The organism is Enterococcus alcedinis (genome assembly GCF_014635985.1).
Taxonomy (GTDB): domain Bacteria; phylum Bacillota; class Bacilli; order Lactobacillales; family Enterococcaceae; genus Enterococcus_I; species Enterococcus_I alcedinis.
In genome coordinates this window covers 31,245-55,029 of sequence record NZ_BMDT01000010.1, presented here as the reverse complement: position 1 = coordinate 55,029, position 23,785 = coordinate 31,245, and the positions used below count along the sequence as shown (strand labels likewise).

The window sequence follows — 23,785 nt, the reverse complement described above, 5'->3', positions numbered from 1 at the left end:
TTTCTTTCCTCCACTCTTCTTTAGTTAAACAAAATACTTTGGTATGGTAGTAATGTTATTTTTGATTCTGTTCTATTTAATTCGTGTGTGTGTAATAAAATCTTATCAATTGCTTTAGGTAGTTGGACTTCTTCTACATTTGTTCCTAGATTTGTAATAGAATAAACTTTTTGATTCTCTAAGGATCTTTCATACGCAACGACATTGTCCGATACGTCTGTTAAGAATTCAATCGAACCTCTTTTCAGAATCGAAGAGACATTAGAGTTTTGCCTCAAATCGATTATTTGTTTATAGAACTCTAAAACGCTATTAGATTTTCCGTTAATCTCAGGATACTCTTCAGTCATCGCTAACCACGGCTCGTGTTCTGAAAAACCACCATATTGACTACTATTCCATGGCATCGGTGTTCGCGTATTATCACGACTTCTTAGATTCACAAAATCCAATGCTTCCTTTGGCGTAAATCCTTCTTCAATTGAACGATAGTAGTTATCAATACTTGAAATATCATCAAATTGCTGAATGCTCGTACGCTCAGCATTTAACATCCCTAATTCTTGCCCTTGGTAGATAAAAGGGGTTCCTCGTAAAAAGAAATACATACTTGCTAGCCCCATTGCTGATTCTGGTGTTCGAAAGCCTTCTTTCACTAATTTCGATAAAACTCTTGGTTGATCGTGATTTTCTAAAAAATTGGCGCCCCATCCTGCGTCTTGTAACGCATGTTGAGAATTCATTAATAACTCTTTAAATTCTGCTGTTGTCCAGTTTGTTCGTTTAAACCAATCGGAACCCGATTCAACATCAATATCAGCATAATGAAAATCAAAAATCATCGAAAAATAACCATCATCGCCAATAAATTGCGGAAACTCTTCGTAAGGAACTCCCGGTGCTTCACCTACCGTAACACAATTATACTTATCAAATGTTTCTCTTCTTAGTTCTGATAAAAAGGATTCAATACCTGGTCGATTTCGTGTTTTATTTTTACAAGAAACCAAACCATCGACACCATCTGCTGGTAAGCTACTATAATCTTGATCTTTTTTAATAAATGTAATCGAATCAATGCGAAATCCTGCGATTCCTTTTTCTAACCATCGATTGATCATCGCGTATAATGCTTGACGCACCTCTTCGTTTTCCCAATTTAAGTCTGGTTGTCTTTTATCAAATACATGGAGATAATAGCAATCTTCACCCGGAACTTTTTCCCAAACAGATCCACCAAAAATTGAACGCCAATTGTTTGGCTCTTCCTTACCTTCTTTAAATATATAATAGTCACGATATTTACTATTTTTATCAGCTAAAGCTTTTTGAAACCACTCATGTTCGTCAGAAGTATGATTAATTACTAAATCTAAAATAATTTTGATTCCGAGACTCTTTGCCTCTGCTAACAATTCATCAAATTCTAACATCGTTCCAAATTCTGGATTGATATCCTCAAAATCAGAAATATCATAACCATTATCAACCATAGGTGACTTAAAAATTGGACAGATCCACAAAGTTGTAATTCCCAGTTCTTTTAAATAAGGTAATTTTTCTTTAATTCCTGGGATATCACCAATACCATCATTATTTGAATCTTTAAAACTCTTTGGATACACTTGATAAATAACTTCATCTTTCCACCAATTCTTATCTACTATACTGTTGTTCATTTTTTGCTCCTCCTCTGTGGTATCGATACCACATTATTCATAAAAGAAAATCCTTTAGACGGATTTTCTTTCAATTAAACGTAATTTTAATTGTGTTTCATCAATTTGATATGCTTTTTTCTCCATTAACGCCACTAATAGTTTTGTTGACTCTATCCCCAACGCTTCGACGGGTTGTTCAATTGTAGTTAATGGTACTGCCAAAACAGACGTGTAAGGTTGGTTATCAAATCCCATAACTGCTAAGTCTTCTGGAATAACGACTTGGTGCGCCATGCTATATTCGATGATTCCCATCGCTACTTCATCACTATTTGTAAAAATGGCATCTGGTCGATTTTCTTTTGATAACTGAAAAATTTGTTTAGCTATTCGATAGCCATCTTGCATTGTATGCGTTTTTCGAAAAATCCATTCTTTTTTTAATGGTAACTTCTCCTCTAATAAAGCACGTTCTGCTCCCAAAGTTCGTAGCTCACCATGCCCCTTCGTTGCAAGGCTTCCCCCAGTACAATAAGCAATTTTTCGATAACCTTTATTAATTAAGAAACGAACCGCTTCATACGTTGCTTGCTCTTGATCCGTCATTACTTGAGGAATCGTTGAATGCAAAATTTGTTCATTGCATAAAACAATGGGGCCATAAACTTGATAACTCTCGATGACTTCTTTTTCACCTTCAACGGAACACATGATTAACCCCGTTATGATTTGTTGTTTCAACATTTCTAACATCTTGATCTCTGCTTTAGAATCATCATAGGTCTGCATGATTAATACATTGTATCCCTGCATTTTTGCCTGTTTTTCAATTCCGTCTACGAGATAAGATAAAAAGGGATTTGTAATTCGCGAAACTAAGATACCAATCATTGTTCCCTTTTTTGAGCGTAATTGTGTTGCAATTGAGTTCGGGGTATAATTCAACTCTTCCATTGCTTCTTTAATACTTTTCTTTTTCTCTTCTGAAATATAAGGATGATTATTTAAGTAGCGCGAAACAGTCGAAACAGAAAGTCCAGCTTTTTTCGCAACATCTTTAATTGTCGCCATTCGTCATCCCCCTCTTATGGTATCGATTTCACATTTACTATAGCTCACTCATTTTCACTTGTCAATCCTTATTTTCAGATATATATAAGATAAACGAATCAAAAAACTTAAAGAAAGACTAGCTCCCTTACGAAAAGACACCACTTTTCTTTTCAATAAAAAGAGAACCGATAGAGTAAAAATCCTCTATCGATTCTGATGACTGCTCTTATTCATTTTTTAATCTTGATATAGTGTCTATTTCCTTCAGTTCTACTCCTCAAAACGAATAATTCCTCTCGAAGGTTATCACTTCTTATAAATTCTTACCGTTACTTGCGATTACTTCTTTATACCAATCAAATGATTTTTTCTTCGAACGTTTGTATGTGCCGTTCCCTTCGTTATCACCATCGACATAAATGAAGCCATAACGTTTAGACATTTCACCACTTGAAGCGCTGACGATGTCAATCGCCCCCCATGTTAAGTAACCAATCAAATCAACACCATCTAAATCGACTGCTTTGACCATCTCTGCCATATGCTTCGATAAGTAATCAATCCGGTAATCATCGATAATTTCACCTTTTTCAGTTACTTCATCAACGGCACCTAGACCATTTTCAACTAAAAATAATGGTTTTTGGTAACGATCGTACACTTCATTCAACGTAATGCGTAAGCCTTTTGGATCAATCGGCCAACCCCAAGCACTTGCTTCTAAATAAGGGTTTTTAGCAGAGGCAAACAAATTCCCTTCGGCTTGACTTGCCGCATTTGGATCAGCTGAGACACAGCGGCTATTGTAGTAAGAAAAGGCAATGATATCGACCGTATTTTCTTTGATTAAAGCTAAATCGCCGTCTTCAATTGTTAACTCAATGTTGTTGGCTTCAAAGAATTTCCAAGCATAATTTGGGTAATAGCCTCGTGCTTGAATATCAACAAAGAAATAGTTCTCACGATCGACTTGCAGTGCTTGCCAAACATCATCTGGATTACACGTATATGGATACGTACTGCCTGCCGCAAACATGCAACCAATTTGGTTGTTCGGGTCAATTTCTTTTGCCATTTTTGTAGCCATTGCACTAGCAACCAATTCATGGTGTGTCGCTTGGTACTTGACTTGTTCTTGGTTTTCACCTTCTTCAAAGACTAAACCGGCTGCCATAAAGGGAGCGTGTAAAATCATATTGATTTCATTAAACGGTAACCAATAAGTCACTCTACCTTTGAAGCGCTCAAATAAAACACGACATAAATTTAAGTAGTAACCGATCATTTCACGGCTACGCCAAGAGCCAATTTTTTCAATTAAAGCAACCGGCACGTCAAAGTGTGAAATCGTAACGATCGGTTCAATGCCATATTTTAAACATTCATCAATGACATTACTGTAAAATTCGATGCCTTTTTCATTTGGCGTTTCTTCAACACCTGTTGGAAAAATTCGCGTCCAAGAAATACTAAATCGATACGCTTTAAAGCCCATTTCTGCAAATAAGGCAATGTCTTCTTTGTAGTGTGTGTAAAAATCAATCCCTTTATGTGAAGGATAATATTGTGTCTCATCTAAAGTTAGTTGATTCGATAAACCACGGATCATCGCACTGCGCTTTTCACCGATTGGACATAAATCGATACTTGATAAACCACGTCCATCTAAATTATAGCCACCTTCGGCCTGATTGGCAGCCGTTGCGCCACCCCATAAAAAATTCTCGTTCAAATTTATCGCCCTTTCTTATCCAATTAACACATCAATCAATGTTTCACCGTGAGTAATTGTCGCTTCATTCGTGGCAAGCACATCTAAGAATTGATCAGTATTCGTAATCACTACTGGTGTTTCAATACTAAAGCCAGCTGCTTCAATCACCGCAATATCAAATTCTAATAAGTGTTGCCCTGCTTTCACCGTGTCTCCTTGTTCAACGAGTGCTTTAAAACCTTTGCCATCTAATTGCACGGTATTAATTCCAACGTGAATTAAAATTTCGATGCCGTCTTCTGACGTAATCCCAATCGCATGCAGTGATGGGAATAAAGTGGTTACCACACCATCGATTGGTGCAACAACTAACCCTTCACTCGGAATAACTGCTGACCCTTTACCTAGAATCTCTAATGCAAAGGCATCATCGCTGACTTCTTTTAAGGGTAGAACTTTTCCTACTAATGGACTGATTAACGTAACCTTTTTTAAGCTTGGTTTTTCTGCTACAACTTCTGAACTTGTTTCAACAGCAACAGTACCTGAAGCACTTGCTACAGCAACACTTTCTTTGTCTTTAAATAAAACCATCGTCAAGACAAAAGCAATCACAAAACTAATAATCACACCAGCAAATGCGACATACAAGTTGCCCATGCTGCCATCTGGATTCATCATACCCGGGAATTCAAAAATTCCCATTCCACCCATGACAAATTTTCTAAAGTTAAACGCACCATAGAAGCCTCCACCAATTGCACCAGCAATACAGCTAATAATAAATGGTTTCTTCAATGGTAATAAGATTCCGTAAATCGCGGGTTCTGTGACACCAAAAATACCAGAAATAAAGTTTGGAATGGTCATTTCTTTTAATTTTTGATCTTTCGTTTTAAAGAAAATTGCTAAAACAACCGCTGATGTTGCAAACGTACAAGCAAAGAATGGCATCATGACATTATCATAACCGTTTGTCACAATGTTATTAATGTAAATTGGAATAAAGCCCCAATGTAAACCAAAGATGACTAGAATTTGCCACGTCCCACCGACTACGGCACCAGCTAACATTGGTGAAAAATCGCGAACACTCATAATCGTTTGAGCAATCGCTGTTGAACCGAATGTCACGAATGGACCAATTAATAATAGACCGACAACTAACGAAACAACCAATGTTAATAGTGGAACGATAAAGAATTTAACTAAATCTGGAATGATTTTGTTTAATAGTCGTTCGACTTTACTTGCAAAGAAGACCACAAAAATTACAGGGACAACGGTTGATGTATAGTCCATCGAAATGATTGGTAACCCAAAGAAATCAAGATAGACCGGTGATGCAAACATCGTGCCTTCGAATAACGTATACAAAGGCTCCATCGAACCGGATAATGTCGAGCTTTGTAGACCTGGATAACACATAATCGCTCCTACAACGAGACCGACCATTGGTTTCAAACTGAATTTTTTAGCAGCTGTATATCCTAAAATAATCGGTAAGAACATGAATAAGGCATCGCCAATCCCATTTAAGACAATGTAGCTACCTGAATCGGCACTGTACCAGCCCAATGTTTCAAATAAAGTATTCAAGCCTTTTAACATCCCAGTTGCGGCCATTACACCTAAAATCGGTTGGAAGATTCCTGAAATCACATCGATAAAGGCATCTAGTGGTTTCATTTTAGGACCCTCCGTTGCTGCAGTCGTTTCAAGTTGATTGCCTAATAATGTTTGAACTTCTTGATAGACTTCCGCTACGTGGTTACCGATCACGACTTGGTATTGTCCGCCACTACTCATGACCGTCACAATGCCATCCATGTCTTTTAATACATCGGTTTGGGCGATGCTTTCGTCTTTCAATTTAAAACGTAAACGCGTAATACAATGCGTTAAGCTATTGACGTTTTCTTTCCCGCCGATTTTATCGACGATTTCTTTTGCTACTGTTTGATATTTTCCCATGTTAAAAACTCCTTCAATATAATAAGTGTTTTGATTTGCACCTTGCAAATCGTTCGACGATCCTCCTTGTACTTTACTTATATGAAGGTCAAGCCAACTGAATGTAACTATCCTTATCACTAATTATGGTACTACTTTGACACTTGGTAAATCCGAGATAAGTGAATACTTAAATACAAGATTTCTTCTTCACTCAATGCATAGTCGTATTTTTCTTGAATAAATTTCTCGATTTTCCCGACACAAGCATAGGCCTCGGGATAACGACTTTTAACAAGTAACATCATTTCGTCGACCTCTTGATTTTCATGCGTCTGTTCTGAGAAAAGACGTTGTGCGAAAAAGCGCAGATGTGTAATGAAACGATGATAATAAACCGATTGGCTATCTATATTGACACCTAAGACGATGCGAACAATTTGTTCAATTTCTTCCATTAATTTGGTAATTTCATGGACCGATTTGGTTGTTTGTTTTAGTTGCGCATTGACGATATGAATCGCAATAAAACCGGCTTCGTCTTCTGGTAAACGGACACCCATTTTTTCAAAAATCAAATCAAGCGCGTACAGTCCGACTTGATACTCCTCTTGATAAAAGCGTTGAATGTCCCATAACATCACATTTTTCACGGTAATTCCTTCTTTTTGGCGTGCGAGTGCCATATAAATATGATCACAGAGATGTAAAATCACGCTATCATTTAAATCGGATGCCACATGAATTTTAGCGTATGAGAAAATTTCTTCGGTTAGTTCAACGAAGCTAATTGGAATCGTTTCGATAATTTCTTGTAGCTGTTTATTCGCTTTCACATCGGTTAACGAAAAAATCTTTTCAATACGATCTGCGGAAATCGTGTCCCCTGCTTGAATATTAAATCCTAGCCCTTTCCCCATCACAATCACTTCTTTGTGATCGTCATCGAGTGCGATGACAACATTATTATTTAATTTTTTTTGATAAATCACTGAAACTCACCTCCATTTTAGAAAATAAAAAAGACCTGCCTATCAACAAAGACACCCATGCAATTTGCATCAGTCTTCATCAATATTACAGGTCGAGCTTGCCTTTTATGCAATAACTATCCTTTTCTATCTACCATTTTACTTAGTTTACATCGTTTGTCAAGAGCCGACAAATGAAGCCCATATTAGAATTTTTTTAATCAAGAAAATTTCTTCATAAATATTAGGCAAATAGGATGACACCACCCCCTTTTTATTATAATATTGTACTATTCGTTTTGATATCAAAGAAAAAGTAAGTAGCCTTTTCAGGGCTGCTTTTTTAAGGAGAATTTTTATGGAAAATAAAAAAAGTATGATGTATTTAGCCATCTCGAATCTCTTCCTTGTCTTTTTAGGCGTTGGATTAGTAATTCCTGTAATACCTCAACTAAAAGAAGAGATGAATTTCTCAGGTGCAACAATGGGGATGATGATTTCAATCTTTGCGATTGCCCAGTTAATCGCCTCACCATTAACTGGCATGTTATCGGATAAAATAGGACGGAAGAAATTAATCGCAACTGGGATGATTATTTTTTCGATCTCAGAGTTATTATTCGGATTGGCACAAACCAAAAATGGTTTCTACTTTTCACGTGGTTTAGGTGGCGTGGCTGCCGCTCTAGTGATGCCATCTGTTACGGCTTACGTCGCTGACATCACTGATATTTCTGAGCGTCCAAAAGCAATGGGATTAGTTTCCGCTGCAATTAGTGGTGGCTTTATTATTGGTCCTGGAATCGGTGGTTTTATTGCTCATTATGGGATTCGAGCACCATTTTTCGCCGCATCTTTCGTCGCTTTAGTAGGTTTTATTGTTTCACTAATTATTTTAAAGGAACCGAAAAAAAAGCAAGTCGTTCATTCAAACCTCGAAAAGAGTTCAATCTGGGATATTCTTAAAAATCCCATTTTCACGTCATTATTTGTTATTATTTTAATTTCATCCTTTGGCCTACAAGCCTTTGAATCGATTTATAGCATTATGACAAGTGTCAACTTTGGTTTTACAATTAGTCAAATCGCAATGATTATCACGGTCAGTGGTACGATTGCGCTGGTTTGTCAGATTTTCTTCTTTAACTGGATTGTGTCACACATTTCTGAGATGAAATTGATTCAATTAACCTTTTTTGTCAGCGGACTTTTTATCGCTGTCATCGCTTTTACAGATAGTAAATTGGTTGTGATTTTATCGACCTTTATGATTTTCTTATCCTTTGATTTATTCCGTCCGGCTGTCACGACTTATTTATCCAAAAATGCCGGTGATCAACAAGGAACCATCAATGGTTTGAACTCAACGTTTACAAGCTTTGGAAATATCTTAGGCCCAATGGCGGCTGGTTCATTATTTGATATCAACCATTTCTATCCTTACTATGTTTCGGCTCTTATTTTAGTCGGCACCGGATTCTTAACGTTGCTGTTAAATCAGAAAAAAACAACTATGCAAAAAGTCCACGCAGTCAAATAAACTGCGTGGCTTTTTTTATTGCTTATTCAAATTCAGAAACGAGTGCTTCGAGTTCATTTAAGCGTGTTTCAAAGACATGCATCGCATCGCGTAAGTAATCGACCTCAGTCATATCAACACCTGCTTTTTTCATGACTTCAATTGGGAAATCACTACTTCCTGCTTTTAAGTACGTTAAATATTTCGTTAACGCATCTGTTTCTTCGTGTAAGATTTTGTCAGCTAAAGCTGCTGCTGCGGAGAATCCTGTTGAGTATTGGAAAACATAATAGTTATAGTAGAAATGTGGAATTCTTGACCACTCTAAACGAATTTCTTCGTCAGCCGTCAATGCATCGCCATAATAGCGTGCATTCAACTCTCCATAATTCTCACTTAAAAATTCACTTGTTAACGGCGTGCCTTTCGCATCTTCCACATGCATAAAATGCTCAAACTCCGCAAATTGTGTTTGGCGGAAAACTGTCCCTTTAAAGCCATCTAAGTAATGGTTTAAAATATACGCACGAACTTTTGGATCCGTTTCGGTTTTTAATAAATACTCGGTTAATAGATTTTCATTCGTTGTTGAGGCAATTTCAGCTAAGAAAATCGAATAGTCACCATAAACGTATGGTTGATTGTTACGAGTAAAGTAGCTATGCACACTGTGTCCAACTTCATGAACTAGCGTGTACAATTGATCGATTGCATCGTGCCAGTTCATTAAAATGTACGGAGCTGTGTCGTATGCACCAGATGAATAAGCGCCACTGCGTTTGCCTTTATTTTCAACCACGTCAATCCAACGACTATCAAAAGCTTCTTTAACGACTGCTAAATACTCTTCGCCTAAAGGTTTCAAAGCTTCTAACGCTTTTGCAACCGATTCTTCATACGTATAGCGAATTGGTGCTTCTCCTAATAGCGGCGTATATAAATCATACGTATGCAATTCATCGACACCTAACAGACGTTTGCGTAAGTGCATGTAACGATGCAATAACGGTAGATTCTCATTCACCACGTTAACTAAATTATCGTAAACACTTTCTGGAATATGGTTATTGCTTAAAGCGGATTGACGAGCAGAATCGTATTTACGTACTTTTGCACTGAAGTTGTGCCCTTTAATATTCGTACTTAAAGTTGTCGCAAACGTATTACGGAATTGCTTATAAACTGAATAGATACCATTAAATGCGTCTTCTCGCACTTGACGATTCGTGCTCTCCATTAATTTACCATAGACACCATGGGATAATTGAATTTCTTCACCGTCTTCTCCTTTAATTACGGGAAACTCTAAATCGGCATTATTTAAGACCGAAAAAGTTGAACTTGGCGAACGGAAGATTTCACCTGCTGCTGCTAATAACGCTTCTTGCTCGGCTGGTAAAACGTGAGCACGATTGGCGATAATCTGTGTGACATAATGACGATATAACGCTAGTTCTTCCTCATCCAAATAGGCTAAAATTTCTTCATCAGATAAGGTTAATAATTCGGGTTCAAACCAAGAAACCGCTTCACTTACTTGTGCATATAACGCACCCGCTCGACCATATAATCCTTGATAAGTCGTATTGGCTGTATCTTGATCATTTTTTAAATGACTATAAACATACAATAATTCTAGTTGACGAGAGATTGTAAAAATCGCTTCTAACGCTTTCAAAAAGACTTTCGGACCTTGATTTAACGTGCCTTTAAATGCTTCTACCTCTGGTAATTCGGCTTGAAGCTTATTAAATGCTTGTTCAAACTCCTCATCATTCTTAAATATCGTTGTCAAATCCCAAGTTAATTCAACTGGAACCTCTTCACGTAATGGTAATTGTTGTGGACCTTTTGACATTAAAAAACGCCTCCTTTTCTTTTAGTGTAGCACAAAATGTCCACCTTGCCCTCATTTTATTCTCATTTTTTTATTTCTGCTAAAAGGCAGCTTTCCTCATAAATTTTTTGTAAAATACTTGTGCGTGAAATTAAAGGAAAAGGCCACTTCAATAATATTTTATCAATTTGTTCAAACCATTGATTGTAGGAATGTGAGTGCAGAACGCACCAACGTAAATAAAGTAACTCTTCTTCAAAAAAGAAAAAGTAACGGCTCGGTTCATAACACCAATCAGGTAAATACAAAATATGGGCGGCTTGAACATAAAATCTCTCTTGCAAAAGTAAGATTTTTTCTGCACAACGCAATAATTTTTGTGCGAGAGCCTTTTTAAACTCTAAATTTCCCCAGATAGAATCAGTTGAAGCCAAAGGTTTTTCTAGTAAAATTCTCCGTAGACTTTGTCGCTCATATTGGAAATTCTTGCGTTCGTATAGGTGTCCTTTTTGATAATGCCACTGTAGGTTATAGCAAAGCTGAATGGTTTGAGTCCTCTCGGATAGTAACCATAACTTGATGCCACTCAAGGGTTCATAATAACAACAAGCTTTTTGAAAATCACTCAAACGTTGTTTCGGATGAAACTTTTCCCCTAGGATCCACCACGGCGCATAGCCTTGCTTGATATACTTTTCTGTTCGTTCAACAAACCGTTCAAAAGCTAAACTAGAACATTGAAATTCCATTGCGAGATTCCCCCATAAAACATCGGGTCGTTGCTTTAACTCTGGTAAATAGGCTTCTAATTCACTGCCTTTGGCCCAACGTCCTAATAACATCTTCCCCGATAGATGTTCCGCCGTCTCTCCTTCACTAAAACTCTGGCAATCATCCACAAGGGAAACATGGGCAAAATGCGCTGCCAACAAAGGGCCACGTTTTAAACGGACCTGTCCTTTACAACTTGGGCAATGCCAACTCCCCTTTTGTTGGGTAAAACAATCTTGAGCCCAAATTTTCTGTCCTTGAATATCTTCTGCTACAAACACCAAGCTCACCTTCCTTACGATTAGATTCGTAAAAAAAGCGATAATTTTTTAAACAAAAAATCGTTCCCATATCACCTTCCACCAATTTTATTGTTCATCAAAGCAGACCCGTTTGATGAACAATAAAAAAGAGACTAAAAGGCAATACAACGCCTTTTAATCTCTATTCTTAAATTTCAAAATATTCATTAATTGTACTTAACGCATCACCTGACATAATCACTTGAGCATGTTCTAATAAAACATCTTCTGTCGTTTCAGAAACACGAGCAAACTCTGAAATATGTGCCACACTATTTTTGATTAATAATTCAGATGCATCTTCTGCAAAATTGACTGCTAAATAATAATGGTCTTTTAGCATGTATAAACTTGATTGTGCTTCCTCTAACGTGACTGAGGCTGCAATATAAATTGCTGCTTCAAAGGATATTAAACTAAAAACATAGCGACGATTAACTTCTAGCAGTTTCTCTTGCTCCTTTTTCTTACGCTTTGGGTTTTCTGATTCTTTGGCAGTTGGATTGTCTGAATTTAAAGCATTTAGTAACTCATCCACTGCATCTTCTTGATCTTGACTCTCTTCTGTTTCAGTAAAAATCGATAATAACTCATCATCCGTAAACTGATCTGTAAAAATCTCGTAGGGTGTCATCTCATCTGGTGAGAGATTCTTACTAATTATTAATTCGAGGCCATCACCTTTAGGCAGAACTTGAAACGTGACTGCTTCACTTCCGATGAATTGCTCCTCAACATCGACTTCTTCTAAAATACTATAAAAGAAAGATTCAATTTCTTGATGATTGCCTAATAAATCAATAAATGTAATGCCTCGAGCAACTAAATCTTCACCTTGGATTAATACACGAATCGTATTTTCATTAATATGTTCCATTTCCATTGTATTGGCTACACCTCACTTTATATATCTTCTATTTAATTGTAACGAAAGAAAGATAAAAGTAAAGGGAAAAACGCTCACTTCCCCTCAATCTGAGCAATTCTTAAACGAAAGATCCGTTTCTTAGCTGCACTTTCGATTCGTTTAATCAAAAAAGCTGGAACAGTGTAGACTGTTTCAGCTTTGTTTTATTATAATCCTGACATTAATTGGGCTTGGCGTAGTTCAAATTGACGAACATCACGCGGTAAGAATCGACGAATTTCATCCTCATTAAAGCCAACTTGTAAACGTTTCTCATCAACCATAATCGGACGACGTAATAAACCTGGATTTTCTTGTACGAGGACTAATAATCCTTGTAGCGGTAGATCATCTAAATCCATGTTTAATTTTTGGAAAACTTTTGAACGAGTAGAAATAATTTCCTCGGTCCCATCTTCCGTCATCTGTAGAATTGATTTTAGTTCGGAAATATTTAATGGTTCTGAAAAAATATTTCTCTCAACAAAAGGAATCTCGTGTTCTTGTAACCAAGCACGGGCTTTACGGCATGACGTACAGCTTGGGGAAGTATATAGTGTCAACAACGTGCATCACTCCTTTATTTATTAAAAGCAAAAGAACAGTTACCATTTTATTTCATTGTTTCATTCATTATACAGTAAATTATTAGAGAATACTAGCGTTCTTTTAGATTTTATGTCAAACTTTACGGTTATATAGACCGATTTTATGAACATTTTCTCTTTTAAACTTCTCTTTCCTAAGAAAATTTCTCATTTAAATTTAATTAAAAACTAAAGAAAATACTGTCTAATTTTTGCTCGTTTCATCGTGAAATTGAGCATCATAAAGTTTACGATATGGCCCTTTTTTGGCCATTAATTCTTCATGAGTGCCTTCTTCTAAAATCCCTTGATCGCTCATTACAACTATTCTCGTTGCGTGTTTAATCGTTGCTAAGCGGTGGGCGATAATTAATGTTGTTCGCCCTTTGGCTAATGAATTGAGTGACTCTTGTATCACTGTTTCGGTCTCTGTATCGAGTGCTGAAGTCGCTTCATCTAAAATTAATATCGGTGGATTCTTCAAAAACATCCGCGCAATCGCTACACGTTGTTTTTGTCCGCCAGATAATTTAACGCCTCGTTCACCAACAATCGTATCGAGTCCTTCACTCATTTGGCCAATTACTCCTTCGAGATGGGCTAATTTCACCGCATGCAAAATTTCGGCTTCGGTTGCGTCTAGTTTTCCATAGGCAATATTTTCACGCATTGTTCCTGGGAATAAAAAGACGTCTTGTTGAACCGTTCCAATTTGATGACGCAAAGAAGCAAGAGTCATATCCTGAACATTGATTCCATCAATCGTAATCGTCCCACTCGTTGCTTCATAGAAACGTGGCAGCAGATTACATAGCGTTGTTTTTCCTGAACCACTTTGGCCAACAAAAGCTACCGTCTCACCTGCTTTGATTTCTAGCGAGATTTGATTTAAGACTTTCGTATGATCGGCATAAGAAAATGAAACGTCTTGATAAGAGATATTTCCGGTCAAATGATCGACCGTAATCGCATTGGCTTGATCAACAATTGTTGGTTTCTTATCGAGCTCTTGCGTTAAACGACGAAAACCTGCGATACCTTTTGGATAACTTTCAATCATGTTATTCACTTTTTCAATCGGACGTACAAAGACATTTGCTAATAGAATAAAACCAACAAATTGACCGTATGTTAACTCACCTTTGATTGTAAAATAAGAACCGAAAATTAAAGCAAATAAATTAATCAATCGAATCATTAAATAGTTATAAGAAGAACTAATCGCCATTACTTTGTAGAAAACGATTTTCGAACGACGGTACAAATCACTTAAGTAATAGAATCGTGCCTTTTCATGTGCTTCATTGGCAAAGGATTGTGTAACACGAATCCCACTAACCGCAGCTTCCACACCGGCATTAAACTCACCTAAATTATCATAAATCTCTGTATTGACTGTTGTCATTTTTTTATTAAAAACGACTAAGGCAATCGTAATTAACGGAATTAAAGCAAATGTCGCAAACGCTAATTGTGCATGCATACGGAACATCAAGATAAACGATCCAATTAACGTCATAATCGTAATAAAAACATCTTCTGGTCCATGATGTGCAACCTCTGAAATTTCAAATAAATCGGTTGTTAAACGACTGATTAACTTCCCGGTCTTTTGATTATCATAGTACTCAAATGGTTGATGCTGCAAATGTTCAAATAATTCGTTACGCATATCCGTTTCAATATTGACCCCTAAAACGTGTCCAAAGTAAACAACAATGTATTGCAAAATCGTATTAATAATGTAAAACATAAATAAACCTAGACTTGCAAGTAACACATATTTGAAATTATTCTGTGGCATAATCTTATCAATCACTTGATTAACCGCCACAGGAAAGGCTAATTCTAACAATCCTGCTAAAATTGCACAACAAAAATCTAACATAAATAAGCCCTTATAAGGACGATAATAACTAAAAAAACGGCGCATATTTTTAACTCCCTTCACTTAATCTACCTACAAGTATAACAGACTTTTCCTTTGATGAATCGTCCTAATCGCTTCTTTTTTGGGATTCCATTGAAAGCAAGAAAGTTCAGGATAAAAACTCCAGAGGACTTTTTGCTATCCGCCCTCTTTCGAGAATCCCTTGGCTTTCATGTTGAAACAGGCGTTCTTAATTAATTTTCTACACAAAAAAACGACTTACTCGTTTATAAAAAACGTTGTAAGTCGTTAATTGATTTACTCTTCGCCCATACTTAAAATCAAGCGAATGTCTTCTTCGGTTAATTGTTGTAACTGTGTTTCATTGCCTTGGATGACTTTTTGGAAGAGTTCACGTTTTTCTTGTTGTAACGCATCCATCCGTTCCTCAATCGTTCCTTCAGCAATCATCCGCCAAACTTCAACAACCTTTTTTTGTCCCATGCGGTGCGCACGACCAGCGGCTTGTTCTTCAACGGCTGGGTTCCACCACAAGTCATACAAGATAACCGTATCCGCTCCAGTTAAATTCAGTCCAGTTCCCCCGGCTTTCAGGGAAATCAAGAAGACTTCTTTTTCACCCGCGTTATAAGCATTCACCATATCAACACGTTCTTTTGGCGGTGTACTACCACGTAGATAAAAGGTAGATATATCCATCTCGGCAAAGACTTCTTCTAAAATACTTAACATACCGGTAAATTGTGAGAAGAGTAAGACACGACGATTGTTTTCAATCGCTGTTTTGACTAACATCTTCACTTGTTCCAACTTACCAGAAGTCCCTTCGTAGTCATCTAAAAACAGACGAGGATCACAACAAATTTGGCGCAAGCGAGTCAAACCAGCTAAAATCGAAATTCGATTCTTACGGAATGTGTCAGAATCCATGCCAGAAACTTCTTCACGCATTTGTTGTAAATAAGCGAGATAAACTGTTTTTTGTTCCGCAGTTAAGCCACTGTAGTAATTGCGTTCAATCTTCTCTGGTAAATCTTTCAACACGCTCTTCTTATCACGACGTAAGACAAAAGGTTTTACCATTCGAGCAATTTCTTCTGCTGTTAACTCACGATATTTTTGGCGCGTCGGGAAAAATCCAGGCATAATCAATTGGAATAAACCCCAAAGTTCATCTAAATTATTTTCAATCGGCGTCCCACTTAAAGCAAATCGAACAGGAATCACAAGTGATTGTAAGGCTTGTGCTGTTTTGGTATAACTATTTTTGACCATTTGCGCTTCATCTAAAATTAGATACGTGAATTTTTTGGTTTGATATGTCTCAACGTCTTGACGCAAACTTGTATAAGACGTGATGTAAATATCTTTTTCACCAGCTAAAATTGCTTGGCGCTCTTCTTTTGTCCCGTGAACGACAACACTTGATAAATCAGGTGCAAAACGTTTAATTTCTTGCTGCCAGTTATAAGTTAAACTGGCTGGTGTCACAATTAGTGTCGGAATCTTTGTCTTCGTTTCTTTTTCTGAAAGTAAGAAAGCGATCGTTTGTAAAGTCTTACCAAGTCCCATTTCATCGGCTAAAATCCCACCGAACGAATAATGACTTAGCATTTTTAACCAACGGAAACCAAGCACTTGATATTCACGTAAATCAGCTTGTAGATTTTTCGGTAATGTTGCTTCGAAAGTCCCTGGCTCAACTAAGTGTTTCGTTAACTGATCAAAACTTTGACTGAAATGAGCTTTTTCACCTAAATGTGCTTGCAGTTGTAACCCACGATGTAACGGGATCTCAAATTTCGTCGTTCCTTCTTTTAGTTCTTGACGCAACTGTTGTAAAATTCGGCTCGTCTCTTGGAATTGTTCATCCATCAATGATAAAACTTTCCCATCGGCTAACGTATAAAAGGCTTCTTGACGAAGTAAACTACGCAAGACTTCTTGCACTTCATTTTCACTAATACCTGAAATATCAAACGAGACATTCAACCAAGAATCTTCTTGACCGACTTCGATCACCGGTCGGAAATCTTCGCCATCTAAATACATTTCTTTCAATTTTTTCCCTACGTGTACCTTACCAAGTTGTCGTAAAGTCGGGACTTCATGATTGAAAAATTGAAACAATTGCACACCTTTAGGAATTTCTTTTTGCCATCCAGGTTGCGTGTCTTGCTTAAACTGAAATTGCTCCAACATTTGAACAACACGGGATTCAGCTTGATAATCACGTAACACTTCGGGTGCATCCTCTGGGTTATTTTCAAACGCCGTGTGACTAGAAAATACAATGTCATCGTATTTGTAATCGACACGAACATCAATCTTCCCTTGTTTTCTCCGCAAATAAAGAATCACTTCTAACGCGGCTTCGCTTACCGCATCATAGACTTCCGGATCGATATCGACTTGTCCGACTTGACGTAAAAACGGAAAAACCTGACGGAATAATAAGGATAATTCTTTTTTAGGATAAATAATTTTAGGTTCGTCTAACCGTTTCATCAGTTGCATCGTTGTTAAACAAATTTCCATTTCTTCAGCGGTCATTTGATAAATCTCGCCTTTAAAAATCCCCCAACGATAGGCTTGATAGACATGATCAAAATCATGGACTTGCGTCAATTCATAACTCGTCTCATCGTGTGGTTTTAAGGTAAAAGCTAGTGGTAATGGTTGATCGCTGAAAGGTAATTTCGAATACTTTTTATCACCACTCACAAAAACAAAGGGAATTTTTTGCATCTTTTCGAGTAATTCTTGTCCCTCGCTAACTGGTAAAAGTAAATACTTTTTATCGAGTACGCCATTAACTTGTACGCCAGTATGCCCCAACAATTGCTGGGTTTGCGCATTATTCAATAAATGACGCAAGACGTCGTTTTCAGCTTCCGAAAAAGCATCCGGATGTAGATGGAACGTGCCTTGTTTAATGCCACTGTACATTTTTTCATCTTGATACACTTGTAAGAAGCGATAAATATTTTTGATGACATACTTACGCTCCCCTTGTAAACCAAGCTTTAAGCTAATGCCTAAAACATCCAGTTCTTTACGGTAAGGATTCGTGGCTAAACTATCGATTTGACAACTAATTTCAAGCCGTTGAATCAGCGGTTGGTTATTTTTTTCTTCTTGTAGACGGTAGAAACCTTTTGAGAACATTTCAGAATTTGAAAAGGAAATGGGCGTGGTTGTTTTTTCTGCTTTGATTTGACGAGTCAAACCTTTCTTACGTAAATAAAGCTCAACAGCCACGGTATGTTTACAAAAATGATGCTCTTCCCAATAAGGGCACTGACAGTAGTCTTCTTCTTTGGCTGTCGCATCTAAGTCGACACGGTACAGTTCACTTCCTAAGACTTCCGCGCGCCAGACTTGATTGTCTTCATCAGCTACAACGGACAATACACGGTCTTGATTCAAATAATCGCGACCACGTTCAATGACTCGTTCTGGTATACTCCACTTCATGCAACATCTCTCCTACCCTATTTTTATGTTCGTATGACTTTGGCCTGAACCATTTGTTTCGACAATTAATTGTTGTAAGACACGGTGTTTCAATTCGCTCACGTGACTAATAATCCCGATTAAACGACCTTCTTGCTCAATCATTTCTAACGCTTGCATCGCCATTTCTAACGATTCCTCATCGAGCGAGCCAAAACCCTCATCAATAAATAAGGCTTCAATCGCAATCCCACCTGAGCGCTGTTGAATCACATCGGCTAATGATAAGGCTAATGCCAATGCGGCAATAAAACTTTCACCACCTGATAACGTTTGGGCTCGGCGTGAGGTGCCAGCATTGTCATCATAAATATTAATCTCAAGCCCTGTTGAATTACGATAGCTCCCTTTATCTTCTGCCAATAAAAACTGGTAACGATTGCGGGTTAGCTTGCTTAAACGTTGATTGGCCACCTCTAGGACTTCAACTAAAAAGGACTGTAAAACGTAGCGTTCGATACTTAATCGCTCACTATTACTGCCTTTCATCGTTTCGGCTAACTGTTGTAATTGCGCGAGTTCTTCTAAAGCGATTTGATTGGCTTGCCAATGTTGCTCCAACTCTGCCAACAATGACTGGTTGCGTTTATAATCACTCAATTGTTGGAAGTACAACTGTTGGTGTTCTTCCGCTTTCGCTTGATCACTTTGATATTTTTCTTCCAAATGAACCATATCAGGTAATACCAACGTTGCAAATTTTGCCTCTTCAGCTAATCGTTGACTTAAAAATTGGTGCTGTTGATCGTAAGCTGTAACTTGCGCGACTTGTTGTGGTAAGTCAACTAATTCCACGAGACGTTGACGTAGCATCGCTTCATCGACTGTCTGACCGTAATGCGCGCAAATCGCTTCTACCGCTTGCTCTTGTTCCACTAGCTGTTGCCCAAGCGTCGTTACCTGTGCTTGCTTAGCCGCTAAACGTTCGGTATAAGTGACTTGTTGATGCTGTAATCCTTGCCCTTGTTGTTCGTATTCAGTAATACTTGTTTCTAATTCTGTGATTTGCGTCTGAGTCTGCGCCTGTTGGGCTAAAACTTCGGCACGCGTTAAACCTTCAACTTGTTCAAGTAAACTCTCTAAGCGTGTTTGCTGTTGTAAATAATCAGCCGCTGCTTGCTGTTGTTGGGCTAGATTTACTACTTGCTTTTCTAGTAAGTCGGCTTGCGTTATTTGACAATTCGCCACTTGCTGTTCCAGCTGCTCAAAACGCGCGACCGCTTGTTGGAAGTCCAGTTGACGTGCTTCAAAAGCCATCTGCGGTGTTTGCTCCGCAGTAAAAGGTAAGCGTGTTTGAATCGTTTGGCTTAATTCTAATTGGATCTGTGCTTGTTTGGTTGACTGTTCCAATAACGTCTCACTTGCCAAAGACAATTTTTGCATCGCCATTTGTTGCTTGATGACTTGTTCTTTTAACTGTTGCCATAAAATTTCTTCTTGCTCAACTTGCTCTTGCGTAACCGGAGTCGCGTCTTCCAGTAAGTGACTCGTAGCCTCTAAATAGGGATGCTCTAGCGAACCACAAATTTGGCAAGGCTCACCTGGCAGGAGCTTTTGACGCCAAATTTCAATTTGCAACTTGGCATATTCACTTTGAACTTGCTTAAAGACTTGTTCTTGCGCGGTTGCTTTTGCTTCTTTTTTAGCTAAAAGCTGTTGTGCCTCTTCAAATAAGGCTTTCGTTTCAGCCTGGGATTGCTTTATTTTTGTGATTTCTTGCGTCGTTTCATTCCAACGCTCGACTTGATTTTCAAGGGAAGTTAACAATAATTCTTCTTGCTGTAATTGTTCTTTCTCCTCTAATTGTTCATTCAGTTGGTCTAAATCAATTTTGACTTGTTCTAACTGTTGCGTCAAGCTTTCGGCACTTTGCTTGAAAGTTGAGATGGCCTGCTGACTCGTCGCTATCTCCGTTTCTAGTTGCGTCACTTGTTCGGTTAAAGGCAACAAGCGCGTGAATCGTTCATTGGCCAAGTGCAAGTCTTTTAATCGCAAAACTTCTTGCTCGTGAAAGGCTCGATGATCTTGCCATTCTTTCAGGCGAATTTCGACCTCACTGAGCGCTTGCTTCAATTCATCGACTGCTTTTTTTTCAGTACGCAATTGCTGTCTTGTCTGATCAACTTGAACTAAAAGCGGCTGGTCTTTTTCTAACTGACTTAAAAAAATCACCTCAGCACGTAGCTGATCAATCATTGATTGCTGTTGCTCTAGGTCTTTAAACGCTTTGACTCGTTCATCATATGCTTTTTTTTGTTCAACTAATTGTTGGCCTTCATAAAAAGCTTTTTCACTTATACTAACCTCAGCTTTTAAGTTTTGTGCGATTTTTTCATTTTGCTCAATCGCCACTGCAAATGCGGCTAGCTCATTTTGCCAATGAGTCAATTGTTCTTGCAGCGTCGGACTTTCAATCTTTTGATCCAACCAAATAAAATTCTCACCTAACGCTTGCATTTGCTGTTGTTTTTTATCAAGTTCTTTGTTTTTATTTTTAAATAATTCACTTAACCAGTCTGTCAAACGTTGATACAGCGCTGTGCCAAACAAATTACGTAAAAGTTTTTCTTTATCCGCACTTGAAGCAATTAAAAAATTACGAAATTCTCCTTGCGGTAATAACATCACTTGGAAAAATTGCTTCGCATCCAATTGCAGCAAGTCTTTAATGAATGTGTCGACTTCTGTGCGCTTTGTCAATTGACGTTGCTCTTTCATTTCGCGATCAAAAATCGTTAAAACGACTTTACTGGCTTGATTGGTCGTTCCTTCCCCACGTTTTTTGCGTAAGGTTTGTTCGGGTGTCCGTTCAACTTCATAAAACAATCCTTGGTATTCAAAGGTAAACGCGACTTTCGTTACTTCATCCGGTGAAGCAAATAGTGAACGCATCTCTTTTCCTGAACGTTGCTGTCCCGATGTTTCACCAAATAAAGCGTACGTCATACTATCAAAAATCGTCGTCTTTCCTGCACCGGTTTTCCCACTAATTAAAAACAAACCACCGTCTTCAAAGAGACTAAAATCAATCGTTTCATGAATGAAAGGACCAAAATTTTGCAAGACTAATGTTCTTGGTTGCATAATCAGTCCTCCTTCTTTTCTGTATCTAAGGCCATTGTTAAACCAGTCTCAAGCCACTCACGTTGTTGATCCGTTAGTTCTTCACCTGTGACTTCATTAAAAAAATTAGCTAAGACAACTGTCGGTGCCACTTTTTTTGAACGTTTTTTGGTCGTTTGGACAACAACGTCATGCCCATTCGTTCGTTCAACCGTCAAAACAAAAGGATAAATTTCTCGTAACTGATTCATCATATTTGGAATAATCGCCCGATCCGTAATCTCAAAGTGCCAAAAAGCTTGACGATCCAGCGTTTGATAAATCGTTGGATTGGTTAATTCAGCAAAACTTGCTTGATAATGTTGAATATCTTGCAACGGTGTCAACGCCTGAAAAACCGGTTCCATCGTCTGACTGTCGATTAACCAGACGCCTTTTTCGTCATTAATTTCAGATAAAGAATACTTCAATAAGGAACCACTATAGCGGACTTTCCCTTCTTTAATCGCATTTTTGGAATGCAAATGACCCAATGCAACATAATCAAAAGCTGCAAAAACATCCACAGGAACCGCATCTAAACCACCGACTTCAACACTCGTCTCCGAGTCTGTTCGCAAACTGCCTGCCACAAAAAAATGCGAGACCAGTACTTGCTTTTTATTTGGATCAAACGCAGATGCCATCGCTTCAACAACACGCCCAACTGCTTGCCCAATCGTTTTAAGCGAATCGTCTTCAAAATATAAACGAGCCGCAATCGGTTCAAAATAAGGCAACAAGAAAAATTGCACCTCAGGAAACTCGACGGGAACCAGTGCTTCTTCTAATGTCGTATGCAAATGAAAATTCCGTTGCTTATACCACGGTCCTCCCGTTGCCAATCGTGTCGCTGAATCATGGTTACCCGAGACCGCTAAAATGGGAAGTTCAGCTTCCAAATTCATTTGGATAAATTGTTTATTTAATAACTCAATCGATTCAATGCCTGGTACTGAGCGATCATATAAATCACCGGCAATAATAATCGCATCGACTGCTTCTTTCTTCGCGATTGCCAAAATTTCTTCCATCGCTGCCTTTTGATTTTCTAACAAATCATAACCATGAAGCTTCTTGCCAATATGCCAATCGGCTGTATGCAAAAACCGCATCGTATCCCTCCTGAAAAAAATAGCTTCTTTCTATTATACCACTAAGCACAAGGGAAAATAAAATGGTAATGAGATGAATAAAAAACTTATTGAAAAAGACTTTCTTATAAAGAAAAACAAAAAATAGCATTTACTAAAAAGGTTTCCCCTTTCTAGTAAATAGCTATTCATCATTAACGATTATTTCACTTCATATTTAAACTCAGGATTGATTGCTTTATCCAAGCCATCAAAAGCACCTTGTACGCGTTCTTCCACGACTTGTAGGCCTTCTGTGTTTAACTTTTTAATATCAGACAAGTCAATTGGTTCGCCAAAACGCACGACCACTTTTTTACGTTTGAATAAATCTTTTAAGGTTAAAGGACCTTGATAAACGACCGGTACTACTCGAACTTTGGCCATCTTCGCAATCATCGCCATCCCACCTTTTAAAGCGGTTGAATGACGAGTGCCACTCGGGAACATAATTAAACTTAAGTCGGTTTCTTTCAAAATTTTGACCGGTGTCTTAATCGCGCTTGGTCCTGGTTTTACACGGTTAACGGAAAAAGCATTGGCATTTTTTAAAATGAAACTTAAAAAGGCATTTTTAAATAATTCTTCTTTTGCCATAAAAGCGAATTTTTTCGGACTAGCAGCAACCGCCATATATAACGGATCCCACCACGTCCGGTGAGGAGCAACTAAAATATAATTCTCATCTTTTGGCAATGCTTCTTTATTTTGAATTTCAAATGGACCATTGACGATAAATAAAACCACACGCACGAGGCCACGCATAAAAGTAAAAAACATCTTTTCTATTCCTCTTCTCTATTTATACTACCTCTTAGTATGCAAAAAAAATCCCCATTTAACAAGTATTTTGCCAAAAGATTTCAAC

General features: G+C 37.8%; 15 protein-coding genes. 1 reads left to right on the top strand and 14 read right to left on the bottom strand.

Going from position 1 to position 23,785, the window contains the following annotated elements; translation table 11 throughout:
• Positions 1-20: 20 nt before the first annotated feature.
• From IEV09_RS10100 to licT, 5 genes are all read right to left on the bottom strand, one after another.
• Complete coding sequence (locus tag IEV09_RS10100; protein ID WP_188368181.1) at positions 21-1,679, bottom strand: alpha-glucosidase; 1,659 nt, start codon at positions 1,677-1,679, stop codon at positions 21-23.
• A 54-nt stretch (positions 1,680-1,733) separates the two neighbouring features.
• Positions 1,734-2,732, bottom strand: coding sequence for a LacI family DNA-binding transcriptional regulator (locus IEV09_RS10095; protein ID WP_188368180.1), 999 nt, complete (start codon positions 2,730-2,732; stop codon positions 1,734-1,736).
• 295 nt (positions 2,733-3,027) lie between these two features.
• Positions 3,028-4,452 carry a 6-phospho-beta-glucosidase gene (locus tag IEV09_RS10090; RefSeq protein WP_188368228.1) on the bottom strand — a complete coding sequence of 475 codons (1,425 nt, stop codon included), beginning with the start codon at positions 4,450-4,452 and terminating at the stop codon, positions 3,028-3,030.
• Between the two features lie 9 nt (positions 4,453-4,461).
• Positions 4,462-6,402: a beta-glucoside-specific PTS transporter subunit IIABC gene (locus IEV09_RS10085; protein ID WP_188368179.1), complete on the bottom strand. Its 1,941-nt coding sequence runs from the start codon at positions 6,400-6,402 to the stop codon at positions 4,462-4,464.
• A gap of 131 nt (positions 6,403-6,533) precedes the next feature.
• On the bottom strand, positions 6,534-7,373 hold the full coding sequence (licT, locus tag IEV09_RS10080; protein ID WP_188368178.1) for a BglG family transcription antiterminator LicT: 840 nt from the start codon (positions 7,371-7,373) through the stop codon (positions 6,534-6,536).
• Between the two features lie 337 nt (positions 7,374-7,710).
• Here licT and IEV09_RS10075 point away from each other — a divergent pair, with 337 nt between their 5' ends.
• The gene (locus tag IEV09_RS10075; protein WP_188368177.1) at positions 7,711-8,892 is read left to right on the top strand and encodes an MFS transporter; all 1,182 of its coding nucleotides are present in this window, start codon (positions 7,711-7,713) and stop codon (positions 8,890-8,892) included.
• Between the two features lie 22 nt (positions 8,893-8,914).
• Here the strand turns inward: IEV09_RS10075 and pepF are convergent, their stop codons facing one another.
• The 9 genes from pepF to IEV09_RS10030 all read right to left on the bottom strand — a co-directional run bounded on the left by pepF (position 8,915) and on the right by IEV09_RS10030 (position 23,697).
• Complete coding sequence (gene pepF, locus IEV09_RS10070) at positions 8,915-10,729, bottom strand: oligoendopeptidase F (protein WP_188368176.1); 1,815 nt, start codon at positions 10,727-10,729, stop codon at positions 8,915-8,917.
• 62 nt (positions 10,730-10,791) lie between these two features.
• Positions 10,792-11,760: a competence protein CoiA gene (locus tag IEV09_RS10065; RefSeq protein ID WP_188368175.1), complete on the bottom strand. Its 969-nt coding sequence runs from the start codon at positions 11,758-11,760 to the stop codon at positions 10,792-10,794.
• A gap of 169 nt (positions 11,761-11,929) precedes the next feature.
• Positions 11,930-12,664 carry an adaptor protein MecA gene (locus IEV09_RS10060; RefSeq protein ID WP_188368174.1) on the bottom strand — a complete coding sequence of 245 codons (735 nt, stop codon included), beginning with the start codon at positions 12,662-12,664 and terminating at the stop codon, positions 11,930-11,932.
• Positions 12,665-12,855: 191 nt separating this feature from the next.
• Positions 12,856-13,254 (bottom strand): transcriptional regulator SpxA, encoded by a 399-nt coding sequence (spxA, locus tag IEV09_RS10055; protein ID WP_188368173.1) that lies wholly within the window; start codon positions 13,252-13,254, stop codon positions 12,856-12,858.
• Between the two features lie 226 nt (positions 13,255-13,480).
• The gene (locus tag IEV09_RS10050; protein ID WP_229731704.1) at positions 13,481-15,208 is read right to left on the bottom strand and encodes an ABC transporter ATP-binding protein; all 1,728 of its coding nucleotides are present in this window, start codon (positions 15,206-15,208) and stop codon (positions 13,481-13,483) included.
• Positions 15,209-15,463: 255 nt separating this feature from the next.
• A complete protein-coding gene (locus tag IEV09_RS10045; protein ID WP_188368172.1) occupies positions 15,464-18,643 on the bottom strand; it encodes a DEAD/DEAH box helicase in 3,180 nt (1,059 codons plus the stop codon).
• Positions 18,644-18,655: 12 nt separating this feature from the next.
• Positions 18,656-21,766: an AAA family ATPase gene (locus IEV09_RS10040; RefSeq protein WP_188368171.1), complete on the bottom strand. Its 3,111-nt coding sequence runs from the start codon at positions 21,764-21,766 to the stop codon at positions 18,656-18,658.
• Between the two features lie 2 nt (positions 21,767-21,768).
• Complete coding sequence (locus IEV09_RS10035; RefSeq protein ID WP_188368170.1) at positions 21,769-22,899, bottom strand: exonuclease SbcCD subunit D; 1,131 nt, start codon at positions 22,897-22,899, stop codon at positions 21,769-21,771.
• Between the two features lie 180 nt (positions 22,900-23,079).
• Positions 23,080-23,697, bottom strand: coding sequence for a lysophospholipid acyltransferase family protein (locus IEV09_RS10030; protein WP_188368169.1), 618 nt, complete (start codon positions 23,695-23,697; stop codon positions 23,080-23,082).
• Between the last annotated feature and the right edge of the window lie 88 nt (positions 23,698-23,785).